This is a genomic window from Clavibacter phaseoli (assembly GCF_021922925.1).
Classification (GTDB): domain Bacteria; phylum Actinomycetota; class Actinomycetes; order Actinomycetales; family Microbacteriaceae; genus Clavibacter; species Clavibacter phaseoli.
The window spans coordinates 1,117,380-1,134,311 of sequence record NZ_CP040786.1; the positions used below are offsets into that span (position 1 = coordinate 1,117,380).

Consider the following 16,932-nt stretch of genomic DNA (forward strand, 5'->3'; position numbering starts at 1 on the left):
CGACGGCCGTCGCGCATGCGCGCGGCGGCCGTCGTCGCGTGCTCAGCCCCGCGCGGGAGCGGCGCCGGCGGGCAGGGCCGCGACGCGCGCCGCCAGCTCATCGAGGTTGGCGACCTCGCACGTGCGGCGGCCCTCCTCGATGTCGTGGATCATCTCGACGATCATGTCGAAGACCGGCCCCTGGATGTCGCGGTGCACCTGGTCGACCTCGGTCTTGCGCCGGCGCACCATGAGGTCGCGGTAGATGCCGCTGTGGGTCTTGGCGCTCCGGCGGTTGAACGCCGCCAGCCGGTCGAGCGATCCCTCCAGGTCGTCCGGCTCGAAGCCGTCGAAGCCCTCCACCCGCACGGGCGCCTGCGCCAGCACCTCGCGGGCGAGCGCGATCATCAGCGGCCGGTAGGCGTCGCGGTCGAGGGTGTCGGCGATGGGGAGGTCCGAGACGGCGCCCGCCCAGAGCATCGCGCCGTAGACCTCCTTGCCCCAGAGGTACCCGAGCACGTTGTCCGTGGCACGGGCGTACGGGAGCGCCTCGACCATCTCGCGCACGCGCGGGGTGATCTCCCCGCCCGCCAGCTCGCCGACGTGGAACGCGGCGACGTTGCCCTGCAGGATCCGGCCGGGGCCCATGAGGTCTGCGCCGACGTTCACGAAGCTGGAGACCACGCGGTCGGCGCCGAGCACGTCGACGAGCGTGTCCGCGGTGAGGCCGTTCTGCACCGTGAGGACCCAGCCGTCGGGTGCCAGCCGGTCGCGGAGGAGCTCCGCGGCGGACGCGGTGTGCAGGCTCTTCACGGCCACGATCGCGTGGTCGATCCGGTCGGGCAGCTCGTCGGGCGTGACCGCGTCGACGCGCACGGTGAACTCCTCCACCGGGCCCTCGATGCGGAGGCCGTGCGCGCGGATCGCGGCGACGTGCTCCGCGTCCTGGTCGCACAGCAGCACGCGGTGGCCGGCGCGGGCCATGTGGGCGCCGAGCGTGCCGCCGATCGCGCCTGCCCCGATGACGACGACGTCCATCAGGCGACCGCCGCGCTCGGGTGCACGCGCTCGAGGAAGCCGCGGAGCGTCTCCTGGAACAGCTCCGGCTCCTCGGTCTGCGGCGAGTGGCCGGAGCGCTCGAAGACCACGAGCTCGGCGCCCGGGATGAGGGACGCGATGGTTTCGGAGGAGCTGACGGGCGTGACCCAGTCGCGGCGGCCCACCGTGACGAGCGTCGGCACGGTGATGCCGGGCAGCCGGTCCTTGACGTCGTAGGCGCCCCAGTTGTGCTGGAAGCACGAGTTGTGCGCCTCGTGGCGATAGATGCCGGCCTCGACGCGGGCGGCCGACTTCACCGGGTCGTAGTCGTAGTCGTACAGGGGGATGATCTCGGCCCAGCGCGCCTTGAGGTCCTCGTCGGAGGTGATGCGACCCGACCAGTAGCGGTCGAACGACTCCCAGTCGATCTCGACGCGGTCCTGGTCGCGTGCGTTCTGGAACGCGAGCTCCAGGTTGCTGCCGTCGGCGGACGTGTCGCGGAGGATGATGCCGCTCACGTGCTCGGGGTAGGCGATGGCGTACTCGAGCGCGATGAAGCCGCCGTACGAGCCGCCCGCGATGATCACGCGGTCGACGCCGGCCCACTGCCGGATCCCGTCGACGTCCGCGGCCCACTGCGCGTGGGAGTACGGCTCGATGCCCTCGCTCATGCCGCAGCCGCGGGCGTCGAACACGATGACGCGGAAGCGGTCGGCCAGCGGGCCGAAGGTGGCGCGGGGCTCGGCGAGGGAGCCGATCCCGCCGCCGCCGTGGTGGGCGATGATGACGGGCGCGTCCTCCGGGCCCATCACCTCCACGCGGAGGCGGCAGCCGTTGATGGTGACGTCCATGGGTCCTTCTCTCTGCGAGCGGGTCGGGTCGGGGGTGGGGGTCAGGAGGCGAGGCCGTCGCGCCAGCGGGTGACGGTGCGGTCGAGGACCGACAGGGGCACGGCCCCGTCGCCCAGCATCACGCCGTGGAAGCCCGGGAGCGTGAAGCGGTCCCCGAGCGCCCGGCGCGACTCCTCGCGGAGGCGCAGGATCTCGCGGCGGCCGATCATGTACGCGAGCGCCTGCCCGGGCCAGGAGATGTACCGGTCGACCTCGCTCTGCACGTGCGCGCGGGTCGTGGCGGTGTGCGACCACATGAAGTCGACGCCCTGCTGCCGGGTCCAGCCGAGGTGGTGGATCCCGGTGTCGACGACGAGCCGGCACGCGCGGAGGGCGAGGAACGAGAGCATGCCGAGGCGCGAGACGTCGTCCGTGTAGAGGCCCTGCTCGTCGGCGAGCTGCTCGGAGTACAGCCCCCAGCCCTCGTTGAAGCTGCACGCCTCCACGTCGAGGTGGCGGCGGTAGCGCGGGATGTCGAGGGTCTGCGCGGTCGCGAGCTGCAGGTGGTGGCCCGGGACGGACTCGTGGAAGGCCAGGCACTCGTACTCGTAGCGGTAGCGCGTCTCGGGATCCGTCGCCAGCAGGCAGTGCGCGCCGGGCCGGCTGCCGTCGACCGCGGGCGGCCGGTAGTACGCGAGCGCCGAGTGCTCCGCCTCGATGGGGTTGATGACCTCGAGCACGCAGTCGCCGATGTCGTAGTCGGGGAACAGGAGCGGACGCGCCGCCTGCGCGCGGTCGAGCGCGCCCTGGGCGACGTCGATGATCTGCTGGCTCGTCTCGAAGCGGAGCGACGGGTCCTCCCGCATCCGCTCGGCGATGCGCGGCAGCTCGCGCTCGCCGAGGGCGCGGCCGCCGATCTCCGCCCAGCGCGGCACCATGTCCTCCAGCACATCGAGGCCGATGCGGTGGATCTCCTCCGGGTCGAGGTCGGTCGTGGTGTGGCGGCGCACCGCGTCGACGTAGCCGGCCTCACCGCCCGCGGTGTGCTGGATCCCCACGCGGTCGTCGGGGCGCGCGCCGGGGATGAGCTCGTCGGCGAGCCGCGCGGCGAGGCGGGCCATCGCCGGGCGGATGGATCCCTCCACGGTGCGCCGGGCGCGGTCGGCGGCGGCCGATGCGGCGGCGGCGCCGGACCTGGTCGGGGCGAGCAGCGCGTCGTCGTCGAGCGGCAGCGCGAGGTAGCCCTCCAGCTGCTGCACCGCGTGCGCGAGGCCCATGCGCGTGGATGGGCGACCGGCGGCGGTCTCCTCGGCGTAGCGATCGCCGAGGCCGTCGAGCACGCCCGCGACCCCGTCGAGCCGGGCGAGGTACCGGTCGGCCGCGGGCGCGGTGTCGACCGTCATGGCGGGCACGGCCTGGAAGACGAGGCCCTGCCGGCTCACGTAGCCCTTGGCGGAGGCGTTGGCGGCCCAGAGCGAGTGCCGGGCGTCGTCCGCCGCGCCGCGCGCGAGGACGGCGAGCACGTCGCGGTCGGTGCGCTGGTCGTCCTCGAGGTCGACGTCGTCGAGCGCGTCCGCCTGGGCGGCGACGTCGGCCAGCGCGGAGGCCGCATCGGCGCTCGCGGCGGCGCTCGGGTCGCCGGCCAGGTGGTCGAACTCGTCGATGCCGAGCAGCGTCGCGTTGTAGGGGTCGTACGCGTGCTGGACGCGGAAGTAGCGCTCGCCGAGCTCGGCGAGGCGGGCGGCCGCCGGCGTGGCGGGGACGTGGTCGGGCATGGTGCTCCTGTCGGGCGGTCGGTGCGGGAGGGCGGGCGGCGCGGGAGGCCGGATCAGAACAGCGAGTGGCCGCCGTCGATGGAGAGGGTCTGGCCGCTGATCCAGCCGGCGTCCGGATGCGCGAGGAAGGCGACGCCGCGCGCGATGTCCGCGGGCGTGCCCGTGCGGCGGACCGCGATGCGCTCGAGGAGCGCGGCCTGGCCGTCCGGGCCGTACGACTCCCACTGCGCCACGGTGCTCGGGTTGGAGAGGACGAAGCCCGGGGCGATGCAGTTGACGGTGATCCCGTGCGGGCCGAGCTCGTGCGCCATCTGCCGCGTGAAGCCGATCTGCGCGGCCTTCGCCGACGCGTACGCCTGGATCCCGGTGAGGCTCACGCTCCGGCCGGCGCCCGAGGAGATGTTGACGATGCGCCCGGTGCCGCGCGCCTTCATCGACCGGGCCGCGGCGCGCGTGCACGCCATCGTGGTGGTGAGGTTGGCGCGCACCACCTGGTCCCACGCCTCGTCCGTGAGCTCGTCGATGGGCGTGTGGGTCTGGCCCACCACCCCGCCGGCCACGTTGACGAGCACGTCCACGTCGCCCAGCCCCGCGAAGAACGCCTCCACCTCCGCCGTGACGCTGAGGTCGACGGTGTCGCGGTCGACGCCGTGGACGCGGGCGCCCTGGGCCTCGAGGGAGTCGGCGATCGCGCGCCCGATCCCCTGGGCGGTGCCCGTGACGACGGCGACGAGGCCGTCGAAGGGGCGCGCGGGGGCGGGGGCGGGCTCGGGTGCAGTGGCGGTCATGCGGGGGTCCTGTCGTCGGGGTGGATCACGGGGCGTCGCCGTCCGCGAGCGGCTCGACGTCGCCGGCGCGGTAGGCGCGGAGGATGTGCACGGACTCCTCCCACTGGCGCATGCGCTCGAGCCCGGCGTCGCCGGTGGCCTGGAGGACCTGCTCGACGAGCGCCTCGAGCAGCACGAGGAGCGCCGCCATGGAGTCGAACGGGATGCCGTCCACCTTCACGGGGAGCACGACGTCGGCGCCCTCCGCGGCGGGGCTCAGCCACTGGTCGGTGATGACGACGACGGACGCGCCCTGCCGTCGGGCGAGCTCCGCCGCCTCCTTCGCGGCGAGCTCGTAGCGGCGCAGGTCGATGATGATGGCCACGGATCCGCGCCCCAGCCGCAGGTACCGGCCGATGTCGTGCCCGAGCGGCTCCCCCACGAACTCCACGCCGGGGACGACCTGGTCGAGCTGGGTCGCGAGCAGCATGGCGAGGAAGCGGCTGAAGTAGCCGCCCGAGATCACGACGTGCTTGGGCTTCCCCGCCAGCAGCTGCACGGCGCGGTCGAGCTCGCTCGGCGGGACGGTGTCCGCGAGGCCCTCGACGAGCTGCACGCGGCTGCCGGCGGACCTGGCGAACAGCTCGCCGTCCTCCGCGGTGGCGCGGCTGCGGGCGGTGCGGGTGACGGGGCTGTTCATGTGGTGCGTGATCTCGTCGCGCAGCCGCTGCTGGAAGTCCGGGTAGCTCCCGATGCCGAGGCGCGTGACGAGGCGCAGCACCGTGGGGGTGCTGGTCCCGGCGGCCTTGGCGAGGGTCGCGGCGCTGCCGAGCCCGGCGCTCGGGTAGCTCGCGAGGAGGCTGCGGGCGACCTTGCGCTCGGCGGGCGTGAGCTCGTCCATCCGGGCGAAGATCTCTTCCTTGAGGGGCATGTTCCGTCTTTCCGTCGGGGGTGGGCGGGATCGTGCGCTCCTATGTGAGCACGACGAGCCGCCCGTCCCGGGGGAACGCCGCGAAGAGCGTCGGCGAGTTGTGGGCGATGACGAGCGTGCCGTCCCCGCCCACGGCGACGAGGCCGCCGCTCGCGCCGCGGGCCGTCAGCTCCGCCTCGACCGTGGCGAGCACGGCCTCCTCGAGGGTGGATCCGAGGTGCCGGACGCGCGCCGCGATGTCGTGCGACACGACCCCGCGCAGGAAGGACTCGCCCTCGCCCGTGCAGGAGACCGCGGCGACGCCGTCGCGCGCGTACGTGCCCGCGCCGATGACCGGGGTGTCGCCGACGCGCCCGATCGTCTGGTTGACCATGCCGCCCGTGCTGGTCGCGGCGGCCAGCGCGCCGGTGCGGTCGCGGGCGACCGCGCCGACCGTGCCGTGCCGCGCGCCCTGGAGGAGGTCCGCGCGGACGCGGGCGAGCTGCCGCTGGCGCGCCTCGGTGACGAAGTAGGCGGGATCCGCGGTGGCGAGCCCCCAGCCGGCGATGAGCTCCGCCGACGGGTCGACGAGGAGGACGTGGTCGGTCTCCTCGAGGACGGCGCGCGCGGCGCGGACCGGGTTCCTGGCGTGCCGGGAGACGGCGACGGCGCCGGCCAGGCCGGCCCCGGTCATCACCGCGGCGTCGAGCTCGGCGTGGCCGTCGGCCGTCAGGGCGGCGCCGCGGCCGGCGTTGAACAGCGGGTCGTCCTCGAGCCGCTCGACGGCGGCGCACACGGCGTCGAGGGCCGACCCGCCGCGGGCGAGCACGGCGGATCCCGCGTCGTGGGCCCGGCGGAGGCCGGCGTCGAACGCGGCGGCCTCCTCCCGGGACAGCTCGAGGATCCGGCCGCCCGCGCCGCCGTGCAGCGCGAGCGCCGTGCCGTCGGGTCCGGGCGGCACGCTCCACGAGCGCGTCGGGCGCGGCGCCTGCGACGACTCCTCGGCGAGGCCCATCAGCGGCCCCCGGCCTGCCGCGTGATGTAGTTCACGGCCACGAACGAGCGGAAGACCTCGAGCAGGTCGTCGCCCTCGATGCGGACGCGGCGGTCGGCCGCCTTCTCGGCACCGCGGACCCACGATGCGACGTCGGCCATGTCGGCCGTCTGCACGTCGAGCTCGAGCACGGCGGGGCGCTCGATGCCGGGCAGGCGCATGCGCCCGTCGGCCACGGCGCGCACGGCCTCCTCGGCGCCCGCGCGGATCTGCCGGCACGACTCGTCCGGGTGCAGGTTGAGCGCGCTGAACCGGGTGATCGACTCCTTGGTCTGCACGTGCACGGCGTCGGGCGAGAAGGGCTCCGTCTCGGTCCACGTCACCTGGTCGCCCGAGACGAACGCGATCGGCACGCCGTAGTGGTCGGCGACGAGCGCGTTGATCCCGCTCTCCCCCACCTCGGTGCCGTTCACCCGGGCGCCCGCGAAGACCTCCGGGTTGTACGTGTGCGACATGGTCGACGGCGGTCCCGAGATGGACCCGTGGTAGCCGACCAGGAAGATCGCGTCGAAGCCGTCGTCGAGCCCCTGCATCATGTAGCCCGGCTTGTGCCGGCCGGAGAGGTAGCGCGCGCCGCCGGCGATCCGGCGGGGGTCGAGGTTCGCCATGCGGCTGTGCGAGTCGTTGAGCACGATCTCGGTCGCGCCTCCCGCGATCGCGCCCTCGATGGCCGCGTTCACCTCCCCCTGCAGCAGCTCGCAGCCCAGCGCGTACGCGGCGCCGCTGTCGGGCCGGCACTGCTCCCAGTCCACGACGCCGGCGACGCCCTCCATGTCGAGCGACATCCAGATCCTCATGCGTTCCCCTGTTCCTGTGTGACGGCGCCCGCGGGGGCGTCGAGCTCGTTTGCCCGGATGCACGCGCTCGCGTGCCCGGGGGCGACGGCCGCGAGGGCCGGGTCGGTGGTGCGGCACGCCGCGACGGCGTACGGGCAGCGCGGGTGGAACCGGCAGCCGCTCGGCACGGCGAACGGGCTCGGCGGCTCGCCCTCGAGGACGGCCTCGGCGTTGACGCTGCCGGCGGACATGCGCGGGATCGAGTCGATGAGCGCGCGCGTGTACGGGTGCCGCGGATCCCGGAAGAGCTCCGCCGTGTCGGCGACCTCGACGATCCGGCCGAGGTACATGACCGCCACGCGCTGGCTGAGGTGCTGCACGACCGCGAGGTTGTGCGCGACGAACAGGATGCTGAGGCCGAGCTCCTCCCGGAGCCGCCCGAACAGCTCGAGGATCGTCGCCTGCACCGACACGTCGAGCGCGGAGACGGGCTCGTCGGCGATGAGGATGTCCGGCCGCACCGCGAGGGCGCGCGCGATGGCGATCCGCTGCCGCTGCCCGCCGGAGAACTGGCTCGGGTACGCGTCGAGCGCGTCCTCCTCCAGCCCCACGAGGTTCAGCAGCCGCACGCTCTCGGCCCGCACCTCGCGCCGGGGCACGATGCGGTGCAGCGTGAGCAGCTCCGCGAGCATGGCGCCCACGCTGATGCGCGGGTTGAGCGACGAGTACGGGTCCTGGAACACCATCTGGATCCGGCGGCTCGCCTCGCGGTCGCGCCGCGCCGGCATGGGCGCGCCGTGGTACTCGACGTCGCCCGCGGTGGGCGCCGTGCTGCCGACGAGGATCTTCGCGAGCGTCGACTTGCCGGATCCCGACTCCCCCACGAGCGCGAGGATCTCGCCCTTCCCGAGGTGCAGCTCCACGCCGTCGAGCGCGGTCAGGTGCGACCCCGCCTCGCTCCGCCGGGTGATCTGCGACAGCACGGATCCGCCCACCCGGTAGGTCTTCGTGATGTCGGCGACCCGCAGCACGGGCGGCTCCCCCGCCGCGGACGCGACGTCGGCCGCGGCCGTCACGGCGCTCACGCGGGCACCCCGAGGAAGATCCGGTCGGACTCGATGCAGGCCGCCCGGTGGTCGGGCGCCACCTCCTCGAACGGCGGCATGGCGGTCGTGCACGCCTCGACGGCGAACGCGCACCGGGGCGCGAACGGGCACCCTGACGGCCGGTTCGACACGTTGGGCGGGAAGCCGGGGATGGCGACGAGCTCGCGGTCGGGCTGGTCGAAGTCGGGCGCCGAGTCCAGGAGGCCCTTCGTGTACGGGTGACGCGGGTCGCGGAAGACGTCCGCGACGCGGCCCGCCTCCACGACGTGGCCGGCGTACATGACGGCCATGTCGGTGCAGGTCTGGTTGACGACGGCGAGGTCGTGCGTGACGAAGGCGAGCGCCGCCCCGGAGTCGACGCACAGCCGCTCGAGGAGGCGGAGCACCTGGTGCTGCACGGTCACGTCGAGCGCGGTCGTCGGCTCGTCGCAGAGGAGGAGCCGCGGGCGGCATGACAGCGCCATCGCGATCATCACGCGCTGCCGGAGGCCGCCGGAGAGCTCGTGCGGGTAGGCGCGGGCGCGGCGGGCGGGATCCGGGATGCCCGTGCGGGCCATCATCTCCACGGCGAGCTCGAGCGCGGCCTTCCGCGAGAGCCCGAGGTGCCGGCGCGGGCCCTCGGCGATCTGCTCGCCCACCCGCATCACGGGGTTCAAGGCCGTCATGGGCTCCTGGAAGATCATCGCGATCGCCGGTCCCATGAGCAGGCGGCGCTTCGCGGCGGGCATCGGCACGAGGTCGACGCCCTCGAACAGGATCCGGCCGGAGAGCACCTCGACGCCCTTGGGCAGCAGGCCCGCGATCGCGCGCAGCGTCAGCGACTTGCCGGAGCCGGACTCGCCGACGATGCCGAAGCGCTCGCCCTCGAGGATCTCGAAGGACAGGTCGTCGACGATGACGGTCGGCTCCCCGCCGCGGCGGCGGATGCCGAGGGTGAGCCGCTCGACGGCGAGGAGCACGGGCGCGGGTGAGCTCGCGCGCGCCGCCGGCGTCGGGGCGGTGGTCGTTCCGGGCACGGTCACTTCCTTCTCTCGGGGCTGAGCAGGTCGGACAGGCCGTCGCCGAGGAGGGACAGGCCGAGGCTCGTCACCACCACCACGAGGCCGGGGATGGTGGCCTGCTGCCACTGGGTGGTGATGAACTCCTGGCCGTCGACGATCATCGAGCCCCACTCGGCGGTGGGCGGGGCGATGCCGAGGCCGAGGTAGCCGAGGGTGACGATCGCCATGATGTCCATGACGATGTCGCTCATGCCGTAGATGATCGCCTGGCTCAGCACGTTCGGGCCGATGTGCCGGACGAGCACGCGGCCGTGCGACATGCCGCCGAGCCGGGCCGCGACGACGTAGTCCTGCTTCTTCGCCACGAGGACCTCGCCGCGCACGATCTTGGCGTACGAGACCCAGGAGACCGCGGCGATCGCGAGGTAGATGCTCTGCTCGCCGGCGCCGAAGACGAACACCAGCACGATGACCATCACGTAGAAGGGGAAGGCGAAGAAGACGTCGACGATGCGCATGACGATGGTGTCGAGGATCCCGCCGAAGTAGCCGGAGATCGCGCCGACGACCGTGCCGAAGACGAAGGGCAGCAGCACCGCGAGGAAGCCGACGCGGAGGTCGACCCGCGCGCCCCAGATGAGGCGGGAGAGCACGTCGCGGCCGTACTTGTCGGTGCCGAGCCAGTGCTCCGCGTCGGGCGACCGCAGCGCGTTCGGGAGGTCCTGCAGCACGGGGTCGTACGGCGCGATGACGGGGGCGAGGATCGCGACGAGCACGAGCGCGCCCGTGATGATCCCGCCGGCCATGAGCGGCCCGTTGCGGTACCAGGGGCGCAGCGCCCGGGAGCCGCGGCGGGTGCGCCGCCGGGCCTGGAACCCCGCGAGCACCGCGGTCGGGGTGGTGATGCCCGTGCTCATGCCGCGTCCTTCCCGCCGAGCGTGACCCGGGGATCGAGCATCGTGTAGACGACGTCCGTGAGGATGCCGACGATCACGACGAAGAGGGCGACGAAGAGCGTCACCGCCTGGATGGTGGGGAAGTCGCGGCTGAAGATGGCGTTGACCATGAGCGAGCCGAGGCCGGGGAGCGCGAAGACCTTCTCGATGACGAGCGATCCGCCCACGAGGTAGCCGAGGTTCACGCCGATGATCGAGACCGTCGGGATGGCGGCGTTCCGCAGCACGTGGTCGCGGAAGAGGTGCACGCCCGCGGAGCCCTTGGAGCGGGCGGTGCCGACGTGCTCCGACTCGAGCACGTCGATCATCGAGGCACGGAGGCTGCGGATCACCGTCGGGCTCATCGCGATGGCGAGCGTCAGCGCGGGGAGGAAGAGGAAGCGCACGTGCTCCGCCGCGTCGCGGCCGTAGCCGCCGACGGGGAAGGCGCGGAGCCCCACCGCGAGCAGCAGGATGAGCATGATGCCGACCCAGAACTGCGGCATCCCCTGCCCGACGAGCGTGAACAGCCGCACGCCGAGGTCGCGGGACGAGCCGGGGCGGCTGGCCGCGAGGGCGGCGAGCGGGATGCTGATGACGAGGGACAGGACGAGCGCGTAGCCGAGCAGCGACATGGTGACGGGGATCGCCTGGAAGACGAGCTCGGTGACGGGCAGCTGGTAGGTGAGGCTCGTGCCCAGGTCCCCGCGCACGAGCTGCGCGAGGAAGATGCCGTACTGCTCCCAGATGGGGCGGTCGAGGCCGAGCTGCTCGGTGAGGGCGGCGACGCTGGCGTCGGTCGCGCGCTCCCCCAGGATCGCGAGGGCCGGGTTGCCGGGGAGCAGGTGCGCCATGAAGAAGACGATGAGCGTCACCCCGAAGGCGACCGGCACGGCCTGGAGCAGGCGGCCGGGGATGAAGCGCAGGCGGTGCAGCAATGCTCCTCCTCGAGGCGGGATGCGGTGGGTGGTCGGGTGGTGCGTGTCGTGCGGGTGGCGGGGCGGCCGCCGCTCGGGTCGCGAGCGGCGGCCGCCCCGCGCCGCCGACGTCACGGGCGACGTCGGCGGCGGGTGGGCGCCGGGTGGGTCAGGACGACTTGGTGACGTCCTCGAGGTGGTAGTTGCCGAGCGGCGTCACCTCGAACCCGTCGATCCGGTCGCTCAGCGCGTAGGCGTACGGCGAGTAGTAGAGGTAGGCGAGGAAGGCGGACTCCCCCGTCTTCTCCTGCAGCTGGGCGTAGAGGTCGGCGCGCTTCGCGTCGTCGGTCTCGAGCTGGGCCTGCTTGTTGAGCGCCACGACCTCGGGGTCGTCGTAGTACGTGAAGGCGGAGTGCGAGCCGCCCTCGGGGTCGACCGCGAAGGAGGTCCACTGGTCGGGGTCCGGGATGTCCATGGTCCACGCGGAGAGGGTCATGTCGAAGTCGGAGTCGAGGCGGGCCTGCTTGTTGGCGGTCGGGTCGAGTTGCGTGATCTCGACCGTGATCCCGAGCTCCTTGAGCTCGGACTGCAGGATCTGCGCGACCGAGGTCTGGTTCGGGTCGCCCGAGCGGATGAGGAGGGTCGTCGAGAAGCCGTCGGGCTTCGTCGACTGCGCGAGCTCGTCCTTGGCCTTCGCCAGGTCGAGCTCGGGCGCTCCGCTGTCGCCGTCGTAGTACGGCGTGCCGGGCGAGAGCAGCGAGTCGGCGGTCTCGCCGTTGCCGAAGAGCACGGCATCCACGAGCGACTCGCGGTCGATGGCGTAGGCGATCGCCCGGCGGACGTGCTCGTCGTCGAACGGCGCGCGCTGCTGGTTGAAGGCGAGGTAGTCGATCTGGGTCGACGGGAAGGTCACGGCCTCCACGCCCTCGGCGTCCTTGAGCGACGCGAAGCTCGACCAGTCGGGCGTGTCGTTGATGTCGATCTGGCCGCCCTGCAGCTGGAGCTTGCGGGTGTTGGCGTCGGGCACGACGGTCCAGGTCACGCTGTCGAGCGTCGGCTTGCCGGCCTGCCAGTAGGTCGCGTTCTTGGTGAGCTTGACCGACTGGCCCTTGGTCCAGGAGTCCCAGACGAAGGGACCGGTGCCGACGGGCGCGGTGTAGAACTCCTCGACGGTCTTGCCGCCGTAGTCGAGCGGCACGACGCCGTTGCTGAAGATCGAGAGGTCGGCCATGAGCGGCGCCCACGGGTACTTGAGCTTCACGGTGAGGGTGGTGTCGTCCGTGGCCTCGACGGTGTCGATGGCGGCGTTGACGAAGCCCCAGCCGCTGGCGCCCGTCTTCGTGTCCTCGTCGAGGGAGAACTTGACGTCGGCGGCCGTCATCTTCGCGCCCGTCGAGAAGGTGACGTCGTCGCGGAGGGCGATCGTGTAGGTCAGCTGGTCGTCGGAGATCTCGTAGCCGGTAGCGAGCCACGGGTCGACCTTCGAGCCGTCCTGGCTGACCATGAAGAGCGGCTCCATGATCTGCTGCATGACGCGGATGGAGTTGTTGTCGAAGGTGGTGGTCTTGTCCATTGCGATGATGTCCGCGGACCGGGCGATGACGAGGTCGCCGCCGGTGGCGGCGCCCCCGTCGCTCGACGAGCTGGCGCCGCCGCATGCGGCGAGGGCGAGCGTCGCGGTGGTCGCGAGCGCGATGGCCGCGACTCGGACGGGTCTGATCATGGGGAGCCTCACTGTCTCTGGCGCTGCCTGGCCGGCGCACGCGGTCCGTGGACGAGCCGATCGCGGCCGACCCCCACGAGGAGGATCCGCACGCGCTCCGCTGCGCTCGTCTCAAAAGTTACAGTACGGCTCTCTCTTTTCCATCTTGTTACGTTTGGAATACGGGATCCGACCGGTCGCTCGCCGGGGCGGGCGCGGCGGAGGCACGCCACGAGCGCGCGACGGAGCCCGGTCGCGCGGAGGGCGCGACCGGGCTCAGGGACGTGCGGGGACGGCGACCGCCTCGGGCGGTCGCCGCGGGATCAGGCGGGCACGCCCGCCAGCGCCTCGTCGAGCATCTGCCGGAACGCCGGCGTGATGACGGCCGCGTACTGCGGCGTCGTGTGGACGCTGTCGCGCTTGGTGGGCGTGCTGCCCACGAAGGACGGGCAGCGCTCCTCCCAGCAGAACAGCGACGAGGTGTCGACGTAGGCGACGCCGATCGCCTCCGCGGCGTCCCGCTGCGCACGGTCCCCCACCTTCCAGACGCCGGGGATCGAGGCCTGGCAGTCGGCGGGCGTCGAGACCTTCGTGGCGCACGTCTCGAGCGGCTGGCCGACGGGCGGCGAGGAGACCAGGACGACCTTCCCGACGCTGTCGCGCACCTGGCCGATGGTGCTCTGCACGCCCGTGGACCACTCGGACACGGCGTCGTCGCCGGTCGCCTTCGAGGCGAGCTTGAAGACCTGCCCGTAGCTGTTGCTGACGAACAGGATCTCCGGCTTCTCCTCCTGGATCGCGGCGATCGCCTGCTCGCGGAACTCCAGGCACCCGCCCTTGGTGGAGGCGTCCGGGAAGTCCCACTCGACGTCCATGACGGCGCAGCCGGCGTACGTGAGGCCGCGGATGTGGTGCGTCGCCTCGAACAGCGCGCGCACCGTGGGCAGCAGGGTGATGCCGGTCGAGTCGCCGAGCACCATGATCGTCGGCTTCCGGGTGTCGCCGAAGGAGCAGGAGCGCGGGTTCGCCGCGTCGGTGCGGCCGCAGCCCTGGCCGTCCTCGACGGGCACCGCCGACTTCTCGAGGCCGTCGATCGCGGGGTCGAGCGCGGGCCAGCTGGTCGCGCCGAGGGCATCGCGGATCTGGCCCTGCAGCGCGCCGAGGTCGCCGTCGGCGAGCACGGCGTCGACCGCGGGGTCCTCCTCGCCCGACGCGGCCGGTCCCGGCGAGAGGCGCGACGCCTCCTGGATCTCCTGCTGCCGCACGACGGCGAGGCTGATGAACGTGACCGTCAGGAGCGCGGCCGTGCCGAGGGCGGCGACCTTCGTGCTCGTGGACGCGCCGAAGCCCGGCCGGCGGCGCGCGCGCTTCTTCGTGCGGCGGTCCGCGGCGCCCGGCTCGAGCCAGTGCGAGCGGCGGATCGGGTCCTCGAGGCCGTGGTACGAGAGCACCGAGAGGCCGAGGGTCAGCACGAGCACGATGACCGGGTAGGCGAGCGTCGACGTGTCGGTGACGGCGGCGAGGATCACGATCACCGGGAAGTGCCAGAGGTAGAGCGAGTACGAGATGTCGCCGAGGTAGCGCGAGACCGGGTTCGTGAGCGGCCAGAGGAAGCGCTGGGCCCCGCCCGTGCCCCCCGCGATCACGAGCGCGGCGCCCACGACGGGGATCACGGACCCGGGCGCGGGGATGGGCGACTCGCTGCTCAGCGCGAACAGCCCGTACGCGATGACCGCGAGGCCCGCGTAGGCCAGGACGGGACGGGCGGCGTCCGGGATGCGGCGCAGCAGCGGCGTCGCGACGGCGAGCAGCGCGCCGACGCCGAGCTCCCACGCGCGGGAGAACGTGGAGAAGTACGCGACGGCCGCGTTCCCGGCGGTGTCGGCCATGGCCCACGCGAACGATCCGACCGTGACGACGACGAGGATCGCGGCGAGGATCCCCCGGTAGCGCCCCGGCCCGCGGAAGCGCAGCGAGAGCGCGAGGCCGAGCGTGAGGAGGATCGGCCAGACGACGTAGAACTGCTCCTCGACGCCGAGCGACCAGTAGTGCTGGACGGGCGAGACGGCGCTGTCGGCGGCCCAGTAGTCGGTGTCGGTCGCGGCGAAGCGCCAGTTGGCGACGAAGAAGAACGCCGCGACGCTGTCCCACGCGATCGCCGAGGCGCGCCCGGAGAGGAACACCATCCAGCTCGCGAGCACGGTGACGAGGAGCACGGCGGTCGAGGCCGGGAGGATGCGCTTGACGCGCTTGCGGTAGAACTCGGCGAACGAGATTCGGCCGCGCTTGTCGTGCTGGCGCAGCAGCAGCGACGTGATGATGAAGCCCGAGATCACGAAGAAGACGTCGACGCCGAGGAAGCCGCCGGACGGCCACGCGAGCAGGTGGTCGAGGATGACCGCGACCACGGCGAGGGCGCGCAGGCCCTGGATGTCTCCGCGGAACGACCTCGTGCTCGATCCCTCCGGCGCGACCGTCGTGGATCGGCTCGTGCGGCTGGGGCGGGTGCTGGTCATCGTGTCCTCGCGGCTGGGCGGCGGGGCCGACGCGCGCGCGGACGCCTCGTCGGCGGGTGGCCGGTGGCGGTCGTCGGTCGCCCTCGGGGCGCCCGCGACCGGGGTGATTTCGGTACCCATGGTAATCGAGCGGACATCGCCGTGGCGGTCCGGACGGCGGCGTGCTAGGGCGGCGGCGGACCCCAGTCCGAGGGGGGGGGCGCGCGATCGGGCGCATGCCGCTGGGCAGTCGATCGCGTGCGCCGGGAGGACGACGCGGGAGTAGGGCGGATGGGACTTGAACCCATGACCGACGGATTATGAGTCCGCTGCTCTGACCAGCTGAGCTACCGCCCCGAGGCGGGTGGGCTAGGCGGCGCCTGAGCCGTCCGCCACGCCGCGTGCCTCGTCCGTGACCGGCGCGGCCACTGACTCGCCACGATACAGGCTCTCGAACGTCGAGATCGTGCGCTCGATGTCGTGCGTGGCGACCACCGCGAGGCTCTCGCGCTTCATGCGCTGGAGCTCCTCCTCGGGCAGCTCGAGCACGCACCGCAGCTTCGCGGCGAGGTCGTCGACGTCGCCGGGACGGAACAGGTAGCCGTTCTCGCCGTCGTGCACGAGGTGCGGGAGGGCCATGGCGTCGGCGGCCACGACGGGCAGCGCAGAGGCCATCGCCTCCATCGTCACGATGGACTGCAGCTCGGCGATGCTCGGCATCGCCAGCACGGTCGCGCGCGTGTAGGCGCGGCGCAGCTCCTCGTCGGAGACGTAGCCGGTGAACGTGGTGCGGTCGGTGATCCCGAGGTCGGCGGCGAGCTTCTCGAGCGCCGTCTTCTGGTCTCCCCCGCCGACGATCTCGAGCTCCGCGTCGAGCGCCTGCGGCAGGATCGCGAACGCGCGCAGGAGCACGTCGATCTGCTTCTCCCCCGTCACGCGTCCGACGAAGACGATGCGGTTGCGGGTGCGCGGGGCGAAGTCGGGCGTGTAGTTGGCGGCGTCGATGCCGCAGGAGATCGCGATGACCCCCTGGAGCCCCGTGTAGCGCTCGAGGAACTGAGCGGCGCGACGCGTCGGCGTGGTGACGGCCTCGGCGCGCCCGAAGGTGCGGCGCGCGGCCTTCCACGCCATGGAGATGGCCTTGTCCTGCCACGCCACCGGCAGCAGCGTGTGCTGGAGCATGTTCTCCGGCATGAAGTGGTTGGTGCCGATGATGCGGATCCCGCGCTTCTCGGCCTCGATGCTGAGGCCGCGGCCCGTGACGATGTGCGACTGGAAGTGCACGACGTCGGGCTGGACGGCGTCGAGGATCCGCGCGCTGTTCTGGTTGATGTTCCACGGCAGCGCGAACCGCAGCCAGTCGTGCGGGTACCAGCGCCAGCTGCGGAGGCGGTGCGCCGTCATCTCCTGGCCGTCGTGGACCTCGGTCCACGTGCCGTGCTTGCGGCTGGCCGCCGGCGCGACGATGTGGACCTCGTGGCCGCGGCGGACGAGCCCTCCCGCGAGGCGCTCGGCGAAGCGGGCGGCGCCGTTCACGTCCGGCGGGAACGTGTCCGCGCCGATGAGGATGCGCAGCGGTCGACCGGGGGTCGCCGGCTCGCGCGGGGTCTGCCCTGAGGTGTTCGGCAAGAAGTGTCTCTCCAGTGG

The 16,932-nt window shown here is 72.8% G+C and carries 14 protein-coding genes and 1 tRNA gene; all 15 read right to left on the bottom strand.

Annotated features, from left to right (window positions below; all coding sequences use genetic code 11):
• Nucleotides 1-42: 42 nt before the first annotated feature.
• The 15 genes from FGI33_RS05210 to FGI33_RS05280 all read right to left on the bottom strand — a co-directional run bounded on the left by FGI33_RS05210 (nt 43) and on the right by FGI33_RS05280 (nt 16,914).
• A complete protein-coding gene (locus tag FGI33_RS05210) occupies nt 43-1,017 on the bottom strand; it encodes a ketopantoate reductase family protein (RefSeq protein WP_119433881.1) in 975 nt (324 codons plus the stop codon).
• Complete coding sequence (locus FGI33_RS05215) at nt 1,017-1,868, bottom strand: alpha/beta fold hydrolase (RefSeq protein WP_119433882.1); 852 nt, start codon at nt 1,866-1,868, stop codon at nt 1,017-1,019. Before FGI33_RS05215 ends, FGI33_RS05210 begins: the two co-directional genes overlap by 1 nt.
• Nucleotides 1,869-1,909: 41 nt before the next feature.
• Nucleotides 1,910-3,622, bottom strand: coding sequence for a DUF885 domain-containing protein (locus FGI33_RS05220; RefSeq protein WP_237582351.1), 1,713 nt, complete (start codon nt 3,620-3,622; stop codon nt 1,910-1,912).
• 53 nt (nt 3,623-3,675) lie between these two features.
• Complete coding sequence (locus tag FGI33_RS05225; RefSeq protein WP_119435420.1) at nt 3,676-4,410, bottom strand: SDR family NAD(P)-dependent oxidoreductase; 735 nt, start codon at nt 4,408-4,410, stop codon at nt 3,676-3,678.
• A gap of 25 nt (nt 4,411-4,435) precedes the next feature.
• Nucleotides 4,436-5,320 carry a MurR/RpiR family transcriptional regulator gene (locus FGI33_RS05230; protein ID WP_119435419.1) on the bottom strand — a complete coding sequence of 295 codons (885 nt, stop codon included), beginning with the start codon at nt 5,318-5,320 and terminating at the stop codon, nt 4,436-4,438.
• Between the two features lie 40 nt (nt 5,321-5,360).
• Complete coding sequence (locus FGI33_RS05235; protein WP_237582352.1) at nt 5,361-6,314, bottom strand: isoaspartyl peptidase/L-asparaginase family protein; 954 nt, start codon at nt 6,312-6,314, stop codon at nt 5,361-5,363.
• Nucleotides 6,314-7,150 carry a M55 family metallopeptidase gene (locus tag FGI33_RS05240; RefSeq protein WP_119434864.1) on the bottom strand — a complete coding sequence of 279 codons (837 nt, stop codon included), beginning with the start codon at nt 7,148-7,150 and terminating at the stop codon, nt 6,314-6,316. Before FGI33_RS05240 ends, FGI33_RS05235 begins: the two co-directional genes overlap by 1 nt.
• The gene (locus FGI33_RS05245) at nt 7,147-8,214 is read right to left on the bottom strand and encodes an ABC transporter ATP-binding protein (RefSeq protein ID WP_220453073.1); all 1,068 of its coding nucleotides are present in this window, start codon (nt 8,212-8,214) and stop codon (nt 7,147-7,149) included. Before FGI33_RS05245 ends, FGI33_RS05240 begins: the two co-directional genes overlap by 4 nt.
• Nucleotides 8,211-9,251 (bottom strand): ABC transporter ATP-binding protein, encoded by a 1,041-nt coding sequence (locus tag FGI33_RS05250; RefSeq protein WP_220452839.1) that lies wholly within the window; start codon nt 9,249-9,251, stop codon nt 8,211-8,213. The genes FGI33_RS05245 and FGI33_RS05250 overlap by 4 nt, the downstream gene beginning before the upstream one ends.
• Before the next feature lie 2 nt (nt 9,252-9,253).
• Nucleotides 9,254-10,153, bottom strand: coding sequence for an ABC transporter permease (locus tag FGI33_RS05255; protein WP_119434866.1), 900 nt, complete (start codon nt 10,151-10,153; stop codon nt 9,254-9,256).
• Complete coding sequence (locus tag FGI33_RS05260; RefSeq protein ID WP_119434867.1) at nt 10,150-11,109, bottom strand: ABC transporter permease; 960 nt, start codon at nt 11,107-11,109, stop codon at nt 10,150-10,152. The genes FGI33_RS05255 and FGI33_RS05260 overlap by 4 nt, the downstream gene beginning before the upstream one ends.
• A 148-nt stretch (nt 11,110-11,257) precedes the next feature.
• Nucleotides 11,258-12,811, bottom strand: a complete 1,554-nt coding sequence (locus FGI33_RS05265; protein ID WP_119434435.1) for an ABC transporter substrate-binding protein — start codon at nt 12,809-12,811, stop codon at nt 11,258-11,260.
• A 302-nt stretch (nt 12,812-13,113) separates the two neighbouring features.
• Entirely contained in the window at nt 13,114-15,306 is a 2,193-nt protein-coding gene (locus FGI33_RS05270; protein ID WP_119434434.1) for an acyltransferase family protein, read from the bottom strand.
• A gap of 262 nt (nt 15,307-15,568) precedes the next feature.
• Nucleotides 15,569-15,642: transfer RNA gene (locus FGI33_RS05275), tRNA-Ile, on the bottom strand.
• Between the two features lie 12 nt (nt 15,643-15,654).
• A complete protein-coding gene (locus FGI33_RS05280; RefSeq protein WP_119434432.1) occupies nt 15,655-16,914 on the bottom strand; it encodes a glycosyltransferase in 1,260 nt (419 codons plus the stop codon).
• Between the last annotated feature and the right edge of the window lie 18 nt (nt 16,915-16,932).